This window comes from Flavobacterium sp. CFBP9031 (assembly GCF_034044945.1).
In the GTDB taxonomy this organism is placed as follows: domain Bacteria; phylum Bacteroidota; class Bacteroidia; order Flavobacteriales; family Flavobacteriaceae; genus Flavobacterium.
Genome location: NZ_JAXCWF010000001.1, coordinates 180,701 through 194,856, shown reverse-complemented (window position 1 = coordinate 194,856; position 14,156 = coordinate 180,701). Strand labels below are relative to the sequence as shown.

Genomic DNA, 14,156 nt, shown 5'->3' with positions numbered 1-14,156 from the left:
AAACAACGATTAAATGGAAAGGAATGAAGCCAAAAAGATAATTGCAAATTATGAGTTGAATCAAATGTCTGACAATGATAAAATTGATATTTTAGAGCGTAATTACTGGTTTTTCGATAGTAAAGAGGATATTATTGAAGCTATAGCAGATGAATCGTATCCTAAAATTTCAAATCATCTTATTGATTTAATAAGCGTGACTTCAAAACCAGTACTTAATGAAGAATCTGAAAGTTTAATACTCGATTTTATAAAAGATGGATTTTACTTTGTTAGTAATTCTTATTTGGAGTTTAAATTAATTGAAATAAATCAAAATTTTACTGATAAGGTAATTGGAGAAGTTGAAAAAGCAGGTTTATGTCCATGTTGTGAATACTATTCTATTGGATATGGTGAAGATGGTTTTTATGATATTTGCCCCGTTTGTTTTTGGGAAAATGGAGGCAATGGGCCGAATCATATGACTTTGGAAGAAGCTAAATTGAATTTCGGAAAATTTGGTGCTATCAATAAAAATTCTTTGGATTTTGTAGATGTTGAAGGAAGAAAGAAATATGCGAAAGAATAAATCTTTAATCCATGAGAAAAAAAACTTATAAATCCGCGTTTTCGCAAAGCGAATCTGTTTTATCCGCGTGCTTTAATGCTTTAATCTTCTTTTCCAATAATAAAATCAAAATGCTCCGTTTTACCTGCTCTTAGATTGCGGATTTCATTTTGGATTAATTCTTCTAAAGAATCAGCCACAATGTTTCTGTCCCAAGATTCATTTTGGAGCTCTATAATCTGTCCAAATTTTCCTTTTGAAGCGGGATCTGTATCGTAAAGCAAATAATCGCCATTTCTTCCTGTAGCAAACGGAATCCATTTTGGGTTAGCGTAATTATTGGTTTGTATTTTTTCGAAATCTATTTCTTGTTCTGGTAAGTCTTCTTCGTCAAATTGCAAATCTTGAATTGAATTCCATTCTTCGGCAATATCTTCAAATGGAATTAAATCATAGCTCCAATTGTTTACTCCAAACTGAAAAACAGCCGTTACTGGGTCATAATCTACATTTTTAACTTTATAAAAATTTACAAGAGCTGGCGGTATAGTAATATTATCTTCAAGCTCCACATGTTCTTGAATATCTTCTTCAGAAATTCCTTCTGTAAGATTGTAGTAATCGTTGTTTGTTGAAACAATTTTATTGATTTCCGAAATCCATTCCTGCCATAAGGGTTCAAATAATTTGAATTCGGGGTCAATAGCTGCAGTGATTTTCTTTTCTTTTTCTTCGGAACCGGAAATGCTCAGAGACGTAATTTTGCCATCTTCTTTATCAAACCAAACACTTATTCCGTTAAGGATAAAGGCACCGCTTCGGTCTCCTTTAAAAAGCTTTACAAGCTGATTTTTATTGTCTTCGTAGTATTGAAATAATTCTTGTCCGTCAAAAATAAATTCTCCTGCAAAGATGCTTTTTGCGCAATAATCATATTCTCTAACCTCAAATTCAATGGCCAAACTTTCGACTTTGTTTCCTTCTTTAGAAAACGCCATAATGCCAAGTTCATCCCAAGTATAGATATAATTGTATTGTTTTTTTAGATATCTGTAATCTCCTAAAGCTTGTTTTAAAACTGTGATATCAATTGGGAATTCGATGTTTAGGTTATTAATCTGAAAGCCTGTTTTGGATAATTCAAGTTTTGTCATTTTGCTTTTTTGAGGGTTAGATAATCTTTTTGATTACGCGTAATTTATGGGTGTGTTTGTTTAATTCTGGATTGTAGATTCCAGTATGGTCCAAACGGTCAATACGAACTTTTCCACTTGCGTGAATGATGTAATTGTTGTCCATGATGATTCCGACATGGGTAATGTTTCCTTCGTCATTATCAAAGAAAGCTAAATCGCCTGGTTCGCATTCTTCAATAAAGCTTAAAGGATCTCCTTCAAGCGCTTGTTGAGAAGCGTCACGATGAATTTTATAGCCGTTCAATTTATAAACCATTTGAGTAAAACCAGAACAATCAATACCAAAAGGGGTTTTTCCTCCCCATAAATAGGGAGCATTCAAATACATAAAAGCCGTTTTTATTAAAGCGCTTTTAGGTTTGATGCCACTGGTTTTGGTTCCTTCGAAATCGAAGTTTGAAATATTGATTTCGCTGTTGTTTAAAAAAGATAATGAAGCTCCAAGCGGAATTGGAAGCAGGAGATTGCTGGGAGCCGTGATGTAATCTATTAAATCTGCATTTAAAATAATCGACTCTTTGCTCAAAAGATCAAATTGCTCTTTAGTAATTTCCTGATATTGCTTAGAATCTACCCAGCCTTCATAGTCATCAAACTGAATCCTAATTCGAGCCCATTGATTTTTGCGTTCTAAAATTTCGATATGCTCGCCAAACAAAAGCTGTGTGACAATTTCACTTCTGTCGCTGGCTTCAGCTCGAACGGGTACTATGGCTAAATTGCAAATTCCAAACATTTAAGGAAATTTATAAGTTGAAAAATCAGGAGCTGTATTTACTCCTGATTTTTTGTGATATTGTTTTAAGCTCTTTCGATAACAATTGCTGATGCGCCACCGCCGCCGTTGCAAATTGCAGCTGCTCCAGTTTTTGCATTGTTTTGTTCTAAAACATTCAGTAAAGTTACGATTATACGTGCTCCAGAAGCTCCAAGAGGATGTCCTAATGAAACCGCTCCACCGTTTACGTTTACTTTATTGTTATCAAGGTTTAATATTTTTGCATTGGCTAATCCAACAACAGAGAAAGCTTCGTTAAACTCGAAATAATCAACATCTGAGATTGAAATTCCTGCTTTGTCTAAAGCTTTTGGTAATGCTTTTGCTGGACTTGTTGTAAACCATTTTGGTTCTTGTGCAGCATCTGCATAGCCTTTTATGTAAGCTAGAGGTTTTAAACCTAATGCGTTTGCTTTTTCTTCAGACATTAAAACCAAAGCCGCTGCTCCGTCATTAATTGTTGAAGCGTTTGCAGCAGTTACAGTTCCGTCTTTTGTGAAAACTGGTGCTAAAGATGGAATTTTATCTAATTTCACGTTAGTATATTCCTCATCTTTTGAAAATATAACAGGTTCGCCACGTCTTTGCGGTACTTCAACAGGAACAACTTCATTGTCGAATTTTCCAGCGTCCCACGCTTTTGCACTTCTTTCGTAAGATTGAATTGCAAATGCATCTTGTTCTTCACGGCTGATTTTGTATTCAGATGCACATAAATCAGCACAAACTCCCATTGCGTTGTTGTCGTAAGCATCTGTTAAACCATCTTTCTGCATTCCGTCCAACATAGTTGCAGGACCAAATTTGTTTCCGGCACGCATTTGAACGTAGTGAGGAATCAAGCTCATGCTTTCCATTCCGCCCGCAACTACAATTTCAGCATCACCACATGCAATTGCTTGCGCAGCAAACATTACAGCTTTCATTCCAGATGCACATACTTTGTTTACTGTTGTAGCAGCAACTTCTTCAGATAATCCGGCAAACAATGCAGCCTGGCGCGCTGGTGCTTGTCCAACTCCCGCCTGAATTACATTCCCCATGAAAACTTCATCGACTAATTTTGGGTCAAGATTAATTTTTGAAAGCGCTCCTTTTATGGCAGCAGCTCCTAATTTTGGTGCAGGTACACTAGATAACCCGCCCATGAAACTTCCGATAGGTGTTCTAACGGCAGAAACGATAACAACTCTTTTGTTCATTTTCTGTTTAATAATAGTTAGTAAGCAAATTTAATGTTTATTTGAATAAATTCAAATTTTGTATTGAATAGGGTTGATTTTAAATTTAAGGTGAAATTTTTGTTAATTCTATTTGTTTGATTGTTAAGTGGTTTTGAAAAAAGATTAAAAAAAACTAAAAAAACTCAAAAAAAAGCTTGTGAGAAAAGGAATGTTGTTATACATTTGCACTCGCAAAACGGAAGCAATTCCACTAGCAAGGAGAGGTGCCAGAGCGGTAATGGAGCAGATTGCTAATCTGTCGACGGGTAACCGTCGCCAGGGTTCGAGTCCCTGTCTCTCCGCTTAAATTTTGCCTCGGGGTGTAGCGTAGCCCGGTTATCGCGCCTGCTTTGGGAGCAGGAGGCCGCAGGTTCGAATCCTGCCACCCCGACTACAATTGAAATAATGGTCGCATAGCTCAGCTGGATAGAGCACCTGCCTTCTAAGCAGGCGGTCGAAGGTTCGAATCCTTCTGCGATCACAAAAAACCACTCTATTGAGTGGTTTTTTTGTTTTATGTATAGCGTTTTGATTTCTATTCTTAGAAATTTTAAAGTAAAGGTTCCATAGCTCAGCTGGATAGAGCAACGCACTTCTAATGCGTAGGTCGAAGGTTCGAATCCTTCTGGGATCACAAAAGCCACTCCAATCGAGTGGTTTTTTTGTTTTTGATCCTATTTTGTCTATTTTTAGTTGTTGATGATAAAAAACAAAATGACATGAGAATAGCAATACTAGGAGCTCATTTGGTTGGTAAAACAACATTGGCAGAAAAACTATATGAATCTTTTCCTGAATGTGAGTTTTATCCAGAGCCTTATTTTGAATTACAGGAAATGGGTTTTGCTTTTTCTGAAATGCCTACCGCCGATGATTATATGATGCAGCTAGAGCATTCTTTAAAGCAAATTGTAAGAAGTAATAGAAACGCTATTTTTGATCGTTCTCCAATTGATCTTTTAGCTTATGCGCTTGCGGTTGACAATAAACTGAATTTTTCATCAGTATTTACTAAAATTCAAAATGCAATTAAAGAAATTGACATTTTTGTATGGGTTCCTATTGAAGAGCCTGATAGAATTTCTTGTTCAGACTCCAATTTGCCCGAACTGAGATATGAGGTAAATGATCTTCTTGGCGAATTAATTGATGATTTTGAGATAGAAGTAATTAGAGTGAAAGGAAGTTTATCTGAAAGATTAAATCAAATTCAAAATAAAATAGAAGAGTTAAAGGGATAAAATAAATAAAGACCAAACATTCTTGAATGCTTGGTCTTTATTCGTTTGTAAGATTTGTTTTTAATGCAAATCACATTTATCAATAATTGTCAAATTCTTTACGTTTGTAAAAAGTATCATCATTACTTTCAGAAGCAAGGCGCGATTCTTCAGTTGGATAATAAGAATTCAATACTCTTCTTTCGTACTCCCTATCAAAATCATTTTGCCAGTTATATCTGCTTGTTTTTCTAAATGTATCATATCCAATATTGTTGGCCATGACAATTTTAGTGTCTTTATTTATGCTGACAGAACCAATTGGTATAATAATATGGCTGTCTCCATCTTTGTATATAAATTCCCTTCCGTTTTCATTCGCAATTGCATCATGTACTTCATTACGACTGTCTTCTATTAATCCTTTATCAAGATTAACGTCAAGATAAACAACTCGTTGCATATCTTTATTAACCCAAAGATTATCAATTTTTCCTATTGTGCGGTTGTCTCCGTCTACAATTTTCCAACCTCTTACATCCGAATAGTTTGAGGCAACTTTATAATCAGAAAGCTCATCTAATCTGTATAAATTTCTATCTTTATTTTCCATAGTTTCTTAATAATTTGCTGTGCTGTCTACACTAGAATTGTTTTCGATTTCCATTTTGTTTTCATTTCGCACTTGATCATCTCTCAAAAAGACATAATATACAAGTGCTGAGATTAATAGGACTGCTACAATCCATGGCCAAATTGGCTTCTTTTTCTCAATTTTAATTTCTGCCATAACCTTTAATTTTTATTATGAATATTTAATTTTAAAATAAAGGTACAAATGGAGATTGCGTTTGAAAGTATTTAATTTCAGATAGAAGTTATACAATTCCCAGTCGTCTAGAAAATTGATTTATAATGTTTTGTAAGCAGAGTTGCTTTAAATGTAATTTTTGAAATTGGTTTTTGTTGCTCTAATTAGCCCAATGTATACGGGAGTTTCTTGTATTCTTAAATTATTTTGTAGTAAATTGCTTGTTTCTTTTTAATTCTAATAACAAACGAAAATTTTTACTACGCCCCATGAATGAAGAAATAAAATTATACCGAAATTCTAAGAAAACCAGAAACTTACTTTTATATGCTAGCGGAATCAGTATTTTAATAGCGATTATGCTTTTATACGGCATTGGGACTTTTGATGGAATATTTAAAGTAAAACTTTCGATTGTTTCTGGTGCGATTCTATTAATAATGCTTGTTTTAATATTTAAAATTCTTGCCAGTATAAAAGATAAATCTCCTTTAATTCATATAGATTCAAATGGTTTTTCTGGAAGAACGACTCCAGTGGCCAAAGCTTTTGGAAGAATAGAGTGGCAAGATGTTACCGATTTGCAATTAAAGAAAGTAGGTGGTGATACTTTAATTGCCGTTACAATTGATAATGTAAACAAGTATTACGGCCGTGCTTCTAAGTTTCTTTGGAAACTGGCTTTTGATGAACAAAATTCGAAATTGAATATAATGTACTCGGCTTCAGAAATTGATATGAATGAAAAAGCTCTTTATGACTTGTTTGTAAGTAATTGGAAAAAATAAAATCTTAGAAAAATTATTGTGAAGTGGTGGGGTTTATTATTTTTTTTAATTATTAAAATAGCTTAACTTAGTGTAAATGACATCAAATAACTTCAAATTTACACGTTTAATGCATTTTAAATATTTATCAATATTCCTGATTTTAATATCTTTTAAATCCAATTCTCAAATTGTTGAAGAAAAAAAGAATTTTCGAGCAGCAGATTCTTTATTGAAAGAAAATAGTTTTTCGGTTCATAAAGATAATTACTTTTTGACAGGAATTCCTTTAGATGAGCCCATAACAAGAAACTCTGCAGATGTAAAGTATCAAGTTAGTTTCAAACTAAGATTAAATTCTAAGCCTTTATGGGGTGGATTTTTCCCTTACTTAATGTATACACAAAAAGCTTTTTGGGATATATATGCGAGCTCTAAGCCTTTCTCAGAAATTAACTTTAATCCGGGAGTTGCGATTGTTCGGCCTTTTTATTTAAAAGGTGGGAGATTAACATACGGTTCGATTTCAGTTGAACACGAGTCAAATGGTAGAGACTCCATTTATTCCCGAACATGGAATATGATCGCTTTTTCATTAAAATCTCAAGTTTCGCCAAGATGGATTGTTGGAATAAGAGGCTGGATTCCTATTGTTGATAAAGATGATAATCCAGGATTAACACAATATGTTGGTTATGGAGAAGCCAGTGCAACTTATCAGATAAAACCGGGACGTTGGAGCGCAGATGTTCTCTTTAGGAAAGGCAGCGGACTTATTAATTACGGATCTCTGCAGACACAGCTTAATTGGCGACCTTACAAAAATGAAAATTATTACGTCACTCTTCAATGGTTTATTGGTTACACGGAAAGTTTAATAGATTATCAGGAACATACTAATATGGTGCGTATAGGTTTTACAATTAAGCCAGAAGGAATGGGCATCTTTTAAATTGCTGTAAATTATTTATTTGAATTTTTTGAGCCGATCAAAACACTGAGAATGGATTGCTTTACCTTGATGGTATTGCTCCAAAGTCATTCCGTATAATTTAATAGAACTATTATATTGGTCATTTTCAATATCTTTTTTTGACTGAAGTGTCTTTTTGCTTTTATTGTTCGTAGAAGACATAATATTGTTGTTAGGATTTATTTGATTTTCCAGATCTTAAATTTATTGAGACGTTAAAAGTTTTATTTTTTCAATAGCTTGTTTGTTTTCATATGCAACTTCTACTAACGCTAGCAAAATATCATTTCTTAATATTGTTTTATTTCTTACGTTTCTAATTAATGACTTAGTGGGAGTAGGCAGTCCTTTTTTGACGATGCAAGCGATAGTAAGGTCAACATAGGTTACAGGTAAATGCTTATCTATAAATTCATAAGCTTTTTTATTGTGAGAATTATCTTCTTTAAAATTGCTATTATTGATTAATTTTGACATATATTTGCTAATTATTAACGGCATGGTTGTTAGTCTGTGTAAATGTAAGAATATTATTATATTTAGTGTTCTTTTTAATGTTAAAAAATATATTTTAACTATATTTTGTTTGAATTTTAATGATGATGTATCACGAGAAACTAAGTAAATTCTTTAGGGATAAAGGATTAAAGCAGAAGGAAGTCGGGGCAATTTTAGGATTTAGCCCTGCAATGATTGGAAGGTATTTACATGGAACAGCTAATATAGGTTCTGAATTTATTCTTAGCTTAAGTAAAAACTTTCCGGATGTAGATTTGAATGATCTTTTTGCTCCCGATGAGCAAAATTTGGTTAATGAAGCTGGAGCAGTTTATGAAAAGCAAACTATTTTAAATGATTTGCAAGAAATAGAAGGTCGAATTCATGATATTAGGCTGCGATTAGCAAACAAAAAGTTTGAGGAATAGTAAACGGTTTCCCAAAAATATCTAACAATTCTAAATTTTACAGTATTAATTTAACCACTCTTTTAGAGTGGTTTTTTGTTGTGAAATACTTGATTTTTAGTTGAATGTATTCTAAGAGGTTAAGTTTTTTTTTATTAAATTTGGTTAGCAATTTCTAGCAGTAACCAATATGGAAAAATTAAAACGACCGGTTTATGTTAAACCAGGAACAGATGATTTTTTTAAAAAGATGCGTTTAGAAGTGAATGAAACGGTCTTAAAAAACTCGTCTTTATATGTATTAAATGTTGTAAAGTCCCTCGGACTTTTAGCAGTATTTTTTTTATTCTATGCCTGTATTTTAATTTTCGGCAACCAGACCCCATTACTATTTCTTTTTTACATTTTGGCTGGTATTACAATGATTGTCTTATTTATAAATGCTTTTCATGATGCTGCACATGGAGCTTTGTTCAAAAAGCCAAAGCATAATGAATGGTTTTTGTATGTTTTAGAACTCTTTGGGAGCAATCATTGGCTCTGGATGCGACGTCATATAAGTTTGCATCATGCTTATCCAAACGTGCCCGATTGGGATGTCGATATCAAACAAAGCGATATTATTAGAATATTTCCAAACAGTCCGTTGTTTAATTACCACAAGTATCAGCACATTTACATGTGGTTTATTTATCCTCTTTATAGCTTAAATTGGCTTTATATTAGAGACTTTAAAGACTTTTTTGGCACAAAGGATAATTATGTAAAAAGAGTAGTCGACAAGATTCCGAGACAAGAAGTGTACAGAATGTTTGCGGCCAAGATTATTAATTTAGCTTACTTGCTTTTTGTTCCAATGATGCTTTTAAATCAGCCTTGGTATACCGTTCTTTTGGCTTGGCTGTCTATGCATTTATGCGGAAGTGCAATTGGGGTTGTGGCGCTGGTTTCGACCCACGTTGATGAAGATGCACATTTTCCGGGTACAGATGAAGACGGAAACCTTTCTGATACTTGGGTGGTACATCAAATGATTGTAACTAAAGATTTTAGTACAGAAAGCAAATTGGCTAATTTTCTTTACGGCGGATTTACGCATCACGTGGCACACCATCTTTTCCCAGCGGTTGGGCATACGTACTACCCTTATATTACGCCAATTATAAAACGATATGCAGCAGAATATAATTTGCCTTATACTTCATATCCATTTTATCATGCCGTTCGTTCTCATTTTAGAATGTTGAAAAACAAAGGTGTAAAAGAAAATATTTTAGTTACAGGAGAGATATAGTTATTGAAAGCTATTTTATAAAAAAAGTCTGGTTCATTATTGAACCAGACTTTTTTTGAATTTGTTCCAGCGGAGCGATACTTTTTTAACGCTTCGCTTATTTTTTATTTGGGATATTTTCCTTTTTAATGTTCAAGTCTTTTAGAAGGTTGTCTTTGATTTCAATATCAAAATTATCTTCTTTAAATACCGTTAGTTTTGATTCGGCAAATTTGTAGACATTAATTTTATTGTTTTTAACATCAATATACAAATCGTACGAATAACTGCTGCAGTCGTGCTGTTTGCATCCCCAAGCGTGCAGTATATTATCTTGTTTCTCAAAAGGAGTTTCGGTATTCCAGTTTGCTACCATTTGATCATAGTCAGTTCCTAATAGTTTTTTTAATCTTGGGGCCAACTTGCTTTTGGTCAAAAACTGAGTTCCGATAACACTTTTATCAGCTAAAGCATATAAAGAATCATTTGGATTTAAAACGATGCTGTCTTCTTTTAACGCTTCTGTTTTTATTGAAGTAGAATCTGTTTTGGGAATACTTTTAAAGCTTTCTTTTTTGCACGAAACAAAGAGTAAACCGCTCAATATAACTGTCGAAATGTATGTGGCTCTGTAATTCATATAACTGATTTTTTTGAATTAATAATTTAATATACAAAGTCATAATAGTCTAATTTTCATAAAGATATTAAAAATATTTTTTGTTTTAAAAGTAATTTAGGATGGATTTCGGACTCAAAAAACTAATTTTTAGCTTTAAAGAGGAACCATAAGAATCGATTTTTAATATTTTTTGTTTAATTTCAATTTTTTAAATTATTAGGCAATGAATCACAGTTTGAAAATTTTAGTTTTTTTTCTTTTCGGAATTAGCTCTTTACAAGCGCAAAATGAAGCTTATGTATCTTCATCTGAAGCTAAAATCTCAGATACGACCTTTGTAAACCTAAGAGATTATAGCAATGATTTTGTCTATGATATGAAATATGCTACAGAAGATAATTTTCTAAAAACCAAAGTATACGACTGCGCAGAATGCATGCTTCGTTTAAAGACGGTAAAAGCTTTAATTGCGGCCAATAATGATTTTTTGAAGAAAGGATACCGCATTAAATTATTTGACTGCTACAGACCTTTAGATATCCAAAAAAAAATGTGGGAGATTGTGTCGAATCCTACTTATGTTGCAGATCCAAAAAAAGGCTCCATCCACAATAGAGGAGGAGCCGTAGATATTTCTTTGGTTGATATAACAGGAAAAGAAGTGGATATGGGAACTTCTTTTGATTTTTTTGGAATTATGGCCAGTCATAATTTTAAACAGCTTTCAGAAGAGATTCTTTCAAAAAGAACTTATTTAAAAAATACAATGATTAAAAATGGCTTCAATTCATTTGATTCTGAGTGGTGGCATTATAATTTAAAAGCAGGTTTAAAAGATAAAGTTTCCAATCAAAAATGGAAATGCGATTGATTTACTCAACGCATCTAATATTTTGCATGAAATAAGTATTCGGATTGGTAACCTTTCCTGTTAACTCAGATGTTAACTCTCGTTTTACAACATAATCTTCTATGTTGGTCAAGTACTTTATTCGCATAATCGAGATCGGAGATTTTTTTAGTTCCTCGTAATTGTCTTTCATGAACATGAAAATTCCTGTATTTACACGATTATTAAAACCTTTATCATCACGAATTAATGTTCCGCAATTTTCTTGGTTGATATGCATTAAGGTTACAATTTTTCCGTTTTCTAATTGTAAAAAGATTTTTGAATTTTTATCAAAACAGTTTGCCTTAATAAAATCTTTACTTTTTTGAATAGCCTGAAGATTTAAAGTTGGCAATCCGTCGGTTTGTGCTAATGAAAAGAAAATATAATCAAAGTTTCCTCCAAAATATTTTTCGCTCATTAAATACTCATTGGTTACTTTATAGCTTCCAATTGAGTCATTTACATTTACACTGTATTCACATGGTTTTTGTGCAAATGAGGTAATAGTCAATAAAAAAAGAGTTAGTGTAATTAGTTGTTTCATTGTATTAGTTTATTTTGGTGCAAATTAAAACTATTTTGTTAGCTTTTACATCAGTTGTAAAAAAACAATACAAATTACCGCCATTTTTTATTTTCCACTTTTTTCTAATGTTTTCTACCGTCTCGGGGAAATTGCGAGTCGTAATATTCGCCTGCTGATTTGCCAGCTCACTCTTCATTTCATTTTTGTTGTATGAAATAACTTTTTGAATCTCAAATTTTCTTCCTGGAAAATCAATTAAATCTTCAGAAGTGTATAAATGAGAATGTTTATGAAGTTTATCCATTTGAAAAGTGATGCTTACTTCATCAAAACCACCAGATTTCATAATTGCGGCGTTGGGTTCGTAAAGATATTTCTTAGGAAAATCAAAGGAAGGATACGAGATTTGATCGCCTAAAACAAACTCAAAAACTTCTGTTTTTTCTTTTAGAATATTAGCAGTTTTTAAAGTTACGTTGCCTGAATAACCTTTATGGATTTCAAAAAGCAGTTCCTTAACTTCGTTTTCGAGCGCTATAATATGAATATTCTTTACATTTTTTAGTTCTGACAATCCCGCTGAAATATCTAATAGCGGTGCTGTTTTAATTAAAATATGATCCGATTTTTCGAAATAAAAATCAAGCAATTCTGGAACATTAGGAAGACAATCTTTCAGCATAAAAACTTTGCCTTTGCTGTCATTTCTTCGTGAAGGATCAATATAAATCCAGTCAAATTTTAATTCTGATTCATTTAAGATATTTGCAGAATCTGTATCGTAACAAAAGCAATTGTTTACGCCAAATTGTTGAAGATTATGTTTTACTATAGCAGACAAATCTTCATTAATTTCGCAATGTGCAACTACTTTAAAAGTTTTAGAAAAATAATAATCGTCAACACCAAAACCACCCGTTAAATCAATTAAAGTTTTTCCAGAAATTAAAGTAGCTTTATAGGCTGCCGTTGTTTCAGATGATGTTTGTTCTACTGATATTTTGCTCGGGTAAATTATATTTTCCGTAGCAAACCAAGTCGGCAGTTTTTCTTTGGCCTTTGTTCGGGCTTCAATTTGATTTAAAATTAAAATCCAATCCAACTCTGGAAACGGATTTTTTTGCAACGCCAATTTTGTTACATCTGCACCAGTATTTTGGATTATAAATTCCTGTATTTCTGGATGCAAAATAGAAGTATTCAAAGCTAAATTCTTTCGGTTAATACGGAGACAATTTTATTATTAGGAAAAAATTCTTTTAAAATTACTTTAATCATGGTAAAAACAGGAATTGCTATGATCATGCCTACAATTCCAAACGTAATACCGCTGATTAATATAACCAAGAATATTTCTAATGGGTGCGAATTTACACTTTTTGACGAAATTATGGGCTGGCTAACATTATTGTCAATGGCCTGAACCACTAAAAAGCCAATAATGACATAAATGGTTGTAGGAAGAATTTCTGATTGAAAATCTTTTCCGATCATACTTATCATGGTTAGTAGCCCAGCCAAAGTGGTTCCGATAATTGGGCCCAAATATGGTATTATATTTAAAATGGCACATAAGAAGGCAATTACAAAGGCATTTTTATTTCCAAAGATCAGTAAGACAATTAAGTAAAGAATAAAAACAACAATCAATTGCAATAATAAACCAATGAAATAGCGAGTCAGTAAATGATTTATTTTGGTAATGGAATTTAAGATTTTATCTTCATTAGAGTCTGGTAATATTCTTCTTGCTTGATCTTTAAAGATATCCTGATCTTTAATAAAAAAGAAAGTAATAAAAAATACAGAAACCAATCCCATTCCCATATTGGCCATAAAATTGATTATCGAATTGATGAATCCTGTAAAATAACTGAAATCTAAAACAGAAGTAAGTTTAGAATCTTTTATCACTTTATTCAAATCAATGTGCTGAATATTAAAGTATTCCTCAAGGTGTCTTTCTGCCTCTATAAAATTGGTTTGAAGATGTGCAGTATCTAGCAATGCTAAATTATTGGCTTGCGAAATAATTAAAGGAACAAACAAAAGGATGAAACCTACAATTAGAAATATAAAAAGGATGATGGTGGTGGTGGCCGCCAACGAATTGCTGAATTTTAATTTATTCTTTAAAAATAAAACTAACGGATTCGCAATTAAACATAGTATTAAAGAAATGCACAAATAAACAATAACAGTTTGTATTTCATATAAAAAGTATAAAATGATGCCAATTATTAAGATTGTAGCTAAAGCTCTTAAAATTCCGTTTGAAATAGTTTTTGACGTGATCATGCTTAAAATTTAGATTATAAATATAAGGAAAAGCATTTATATTTCTAATCTTCGGGAGTTCTAAAATAATTGGCAAAAAAAAGGCGAGATGATTTCATCTCGCCTTTAATTTAGTTTTT

18 protein-coding genes and 4 tRNA genes are annotated in these 14,156 nt (G+C 32.4%); 11 read left to right on the top strand and 11 right to left on the bottom strand.

Going from position 1 to position 14,156, the window contains the following annotated elements; translation table 11 throughout:
* Positions 1-13: 13 nt before the first annotated feature.
* Positions 14-571: a CPCC family cysteine-rich protein gene (locus SOM12_RS00795; protein ID WP_320492040.1), complete on the top strand. Its 558-nt coding sequence runs from the start codon at positions 14-16 to the stop codon at positions 569-571.
* Positions 572-651: 80 nt separating this feature from the next.
* On the opposite strand, the gene SOM12_RS00790 is transcribed toward SOM12_RS00795, so the two are convergent.
* The 3 genes from SOM12_RS00790 to SOM12_RS00780 all read right to left on the bottom strand — a co-directional run bounded on the left by SOM12_RS00790 (position 652) and on the right by SOM12_RS00780 (position 3,726).
* Positions 652-1,704: an SMI1/KNR4 family protein gene (locus SOM12_RS00790; protein WP_320492038.1), complete on the bottom strand. Its 1,053-nt coding sequence runs from the start codon at positions 1,702-1,704 to the stop codon at positions 652-654.
* Positions 1,705-1,720: 16 nt separating this feature from the next.
* The gene (locus tag SOM12_RS00785; RefSeq protein ID WP_320492037.1) at positions 1,721-2,482 is read right to left on the bottom strand and encodes a C40 family peptidase; all 762 of its coding nucleotides are present in this window, start codon (positions 2,480-2,482) and stop codon (positions 1,721-1,723) included.
* Positions 2,483-2,547: 65 nt separating this feature from the next.
* Positions 2,548-3,726, bottom strand: coding sequence for an acetyl-CoA C-acyltransferase (locus tag SOM12_RS00780; RefSeq protein WP_320492036.1), 1,179 nt, complete (start codon positions 3,724-3,726; stop codon positions 2,548-2,550).
* Positions 3,727-3,965: 239 nt separating this feature from the next.
* Between SOM12_RS00780 and SOM12_RS00775 the strand changes: the two genes are divergently transcribed.
* The 5 genes from SOM12_RS00775 to SOM12_RS00755 all read left to right on the top strand — a co-directional run bounded on the left by SOM12_RS00775 (position 3,966) and on the right by SOM12_RS00755 (position 4,988).
* Positions 3,966-4,049 (top strand) — tRNA-Ser (locus tag SOM12_RS00775).
* 14 nt (positions 4,050-4,063) lie between these two features.
* Positions 4,064-4,138: transfer RNA gene (locus tag SOM12_RS00770), tRNA-Pro, on the top strand.
* Between the two features lie 16 nt (positions 4,139-4,154).
* Positions 4,155-4,228, top strand: a tRNA-Arg gene (locus tag SOM12_RS00765).
* Positions 4,229-4,307: 79 nt separating this feature from the next.
* Positions 4,308-4,381: transfer RNA gene (locus tag SOM12_RS00760), tRNA-Arg, on the top strand.
* A gap of 85 nt (positions 4,382-4,466) precedes the next feature.
* A complete protein-coding gene (locus SOM12_RS00755; RefSeq protein WP_320492034.1) occupies positions 4,467-4,988 on the top strand; it encodes an ATP-binding protein in 522 nt (173 codons plus the stop codon).
* A gap of 79 nt (positions 4,989-5,067) precedes the next feature.
* On the opposite strand, the gene SOM12_RS00750 is transcribed toward SOM12_RS00755, so the two are convergent.
* Both SOM12_RS00750 and SOM12_RS00745 read right to left on the bottom strand, forming a co-directional pair.
* The gene (locus SOM12_RS00750) at positions 5,068-5,580 is read right to left on the bottom strand and encodes a PRC-barrel domain-containing protein (RefSeq protein ID WP_320492033.1); all 513 of its coding nucleotides are present in this window, start codon (positions 5,578-5,580) and stop codon (positions 5,068-5,070) included.
* 6 nt (positions 5,581-5,586) lie between these two features.
* Positions 5,587-5,757, bottom strand: coding sequence for a hypothetical protein (locus SOM12_RS00745; protein ID WP_172426921.1), 171 nt, complete (start codon positions 5,755-5,757; stop codon positions 5,587-5,589).
* 290 nt (positions 5,758-6,047) lie between these two features.
* Here SOM12_RS00745 and SOM12_RS00740 point away from each other — a divergent pair, with 290 nt between their 5' ends.
* Together SOM12_RS00740 and SOM12_RS00735 are read left to right on the top strand one after the other, a co-directional pair.
* Positions 6,048-6,566, top strand: coding sequence for an STM3941 family protein (locus SOM12_RS00740; RefSeq protein ID WP_320492032.1), 519 nt, complete (start codon positions 6,048-6,050; stop codon positions 6,564-6,566).
* Positions 6,567-6,642: 76 nt separating this feature from the next.
* Positions 6,643-7,497 (top strand): phospholipase A, encoded by an 855-nt coding sequence (locus SOM12_RS00735; RefSeq protein WP_250836756.1) that lies wholly within the window; start codon positions 6,643-6,645, stop codon positions 7,495-7,497.
* Between the two features lie 15 nt (positions 7,498-7,512).
* On the opposite strand, the gene SOM12_RS00730 is transcribed toward SOM12_RS00735, so the two are convergent.
* On the bottom strand, positions 7,513-7,680 hold the full coding sequence (locus SOM12_RS00730; protein ID WP_172426922.1) for a hypothetical protein: 168 nt from the start codon (positions 7,678-7,680) through the stop codon (positions 7,513-7,515).
* 42 nt (positions 7,681-7,722) lie between these two features.
* Complete coding sequence (locus SOM12_RS00725; RefSeq protein ID WP_320492030.1) at positions 7,723-7,995, bottom strand: hypothetical protein; 273 nt, start codon at positions 7,993-7,995, stop codon at positions 7,723-7,725.
* A gap of 119 nt (positions 7,996-8,114) precedes the next feature.
* Between SOM12_RS00725 and SOM12_RS00720 the strand changes: the two genes are divergently transcribed.
* Both SOM12_RS00720 and SOM12_RS00715 read left to right on the top strand, forming a co-directional pair.
* Entirely contained in the window at positions 8,115-8,444 is a 330-nt protein-coding gene (locus SOM12_RS00720; RefSeq protein WP_320492029.1) for a helix-turn-helix domain-containing protein, read from the top strand.
* Between the two features lie 169 nt (positions 8,445-8,613).
* Complete coding sequence (locus SOM12_RS00715; protein ID WP_320492028.1) at positions 8,614-9,717, top strand: acyl-CoA desaturase; 1,104 nt, start codon at positions 8,614-8,616, stop codon at positions 9,715-9,717.
* Positions 9,718-9,814: 97 nt separating this feature from the next.
* Here the strand turns inward: SOM12_RS00715 and SOM12_RS00710 are convergent, their stop codons facing one another.
* A complete protein-coding gene (locus SOM12_RS00710; protein ID WP_320492027.1) occupies positions 9,815-10,336 on the bottom strand; it encodes a hypothetical protein in 522 nt (173 codons plus the stop codon).
* A 205-nt stretch (positions 10,337-10,541) separates the two neighbouring features.
* On the opposite strand from SOM12_RS00710, the gene SOM12_RS00705 reads away from it, so the two are divergent.
* Positions 10,542-11,189, top strand: coding sequence for a M15 family metallopeptidase (locus SOM12_RS00705; protein WP_320492026.1), 648 nt, complete (start codon positions 10,542-10,544; stop codon positions 11,187-11,189).
* 1 nt (position 11,190) lies between these two features.
* On the opposite strand, the gene SOM12_RS00700 is transcribed toward SOM12_RS00705, so the two are convergent.
* From SOM12_RS00700 to SOM12_RS00690, 3 genes are read right to left on the bottom strand one after another with little or no spacing between them, the layout of a single operon-like run.
* Positions 11,191-11,757 (bottom strand): hypothetical protein, encoded by a 567-nt coding sequence (locus SOM12_RS00700; RefSeq protein ID WP_095930490.1) that lies wholly within the window; start codon positions 11,755-11,757, stop codon positions 11,191-11,193.
* 4 nt (positions 11,758-11,761) lie between these two features.
* Positions 11,762-12,943 (bottom strand): THUMP-like domain-containing protein, encoded by a 1,182-nt coding sequence (locus SOM12_RS00695; RefSeq protein ID WP_320492025.1) that lies wholly within the window; start codon positions 12,941-12,943, stop codon positions 11,762-11,764.
* A 2-nt stretch (positions 12,944-12,945) separates the two neighbouring features.
* A complete protein-coding gene (locus SOM12_RS00690) occupies positions 12,946-14,037 on the bottom strand; it encodes an AI-2E family transporter (protein ID WP_095930492.1) in 1,092 nt (363 codons plus the stop codon).
* Positions 14,038-14,156 lie beyond the last annotated feature (119 nt).

Excerpts from the sequence above, each read along its gene's own strand:
- SOM12_RS00795 (WP_320492040.1), top strand. The coding sequence starts at position 14 with ATGGAAAGGAATGAAGCCAAAAAGATAATTGCAAATTATGAGTTGAAT.
- SOM12_RS00790 (WP_320492038.1), bottom strand. The coding sequence starts at position 1,704 with ATGACAAAACTTGAATTATCCAAAACAGGCTTTCAGATTAATAACCTA.
- SOM12_RS00785 (WP_320492037.1), bottom strand. The coding sequence starts at position 2,482 with ATGTTTGGAATTTGCAATTTAGCCATAGTACCCGTTCGAGCTGAAGCC.
- SOM12_RS00780 (WP_320492036.1), bottom strand. The coding sequence starts at position 3,726 with ATGAACAAAAGAGTTGTTATCGTTTCTGCCGTTAGAACACCTATCGGA.
- SOM12_RS00755 (WP_320492034.1), top strand. The coding sequence starts at position 4,467 with ATGAGAATAGCAATACTAGGAGCTCATTTGGTTGGTAAAACAACATTG.
- SOM12_RS00750 (WP_320492033.1), bottom strand. The coding sequence starts at position 5,580 with ATGGAAAATAAAGATAGAAATTTATACAGATTAGATGAGCTTTCTGAT.
- SOM12_RS00745 (WP_172426921.1), bottom strand. The coding sequence starts at position 5,757 with ATGGCAGAAATTAAAATTGAGAAAAAGAAGCCAATTTGGCCATGGATT.
- SOM12_RS00740 (WP_320492032.1), top strand. The coding sequence starts at position 6,048 with ATGAATGAAGAAATAAAATTATACCGAAATTCTAAGAAAACCAGAAAC.
- SOM12_RS00735 (WP_250836756.1), top strand. The coding sequence starts at position 6,643 with ATGACATCAAATAACTTCAAATTTACACGTTTAATGCATTTTAAATAT.
- SOM12_RS00730 (WP_172426922.1), bottom strand. The coding sequence starts at position 7,680 with ATGTCTTCTACGAACAATAAAAGCAAAAAGACACTTCAGTCAAAAAAA.
- SOM12_RS00725 (WP_320492030.1), bottom strand. The coding sequence starts at position 7,995 with ATGTCAAAATTAATCAATAATAGCAATTTTAAAGAAGATAATTCTCAC.
- SOM12_RS00720 (WP_320492029.1), top strand. The coding sequence starts at position 8,115 with ATGATGATGTATCACGAGAAACTAAGTAAATTCTTTAGGGATAAAGGA.
- SOM12_RS00715 (WP_320492028.1), top strand. The coding sequence starts at position 8,614 with ATGGAAAAATTAAAACGACCGGTTTATGTTAAACCAGGAACAGATGAT.
- SOM12_RS00710 (WP_320492027.1), bottom strand. The coding sequence starts at position 10,336 with ATGAATTACAGAGCCACATACATTTCGACAGTTATATTGAGCGGTTTA.
- SOM12_RS00705 (WP_320492026.1), top strand. The coding sequence starts at position 10,542 with ATGAATCACAGTTTGAAAATTTTAGTTTTTTTTCTTTTCGGAATTAGC.
- SOM12_RS00700 (WP_095930490.1), bottom strand. The coding sequence starts at position 11,757 with ATGAAACAACTAATTACACTAACTCTTTTTTTATTGACTATTACCTCA.
- SOM12_RS00690 (WP_095930492.1), bottom strand. The coding sequence starts at position 14,037 with ATGATCACGTCAAAAACTATTTCAAACGGAATTTTAAGAGCTTTAGCT.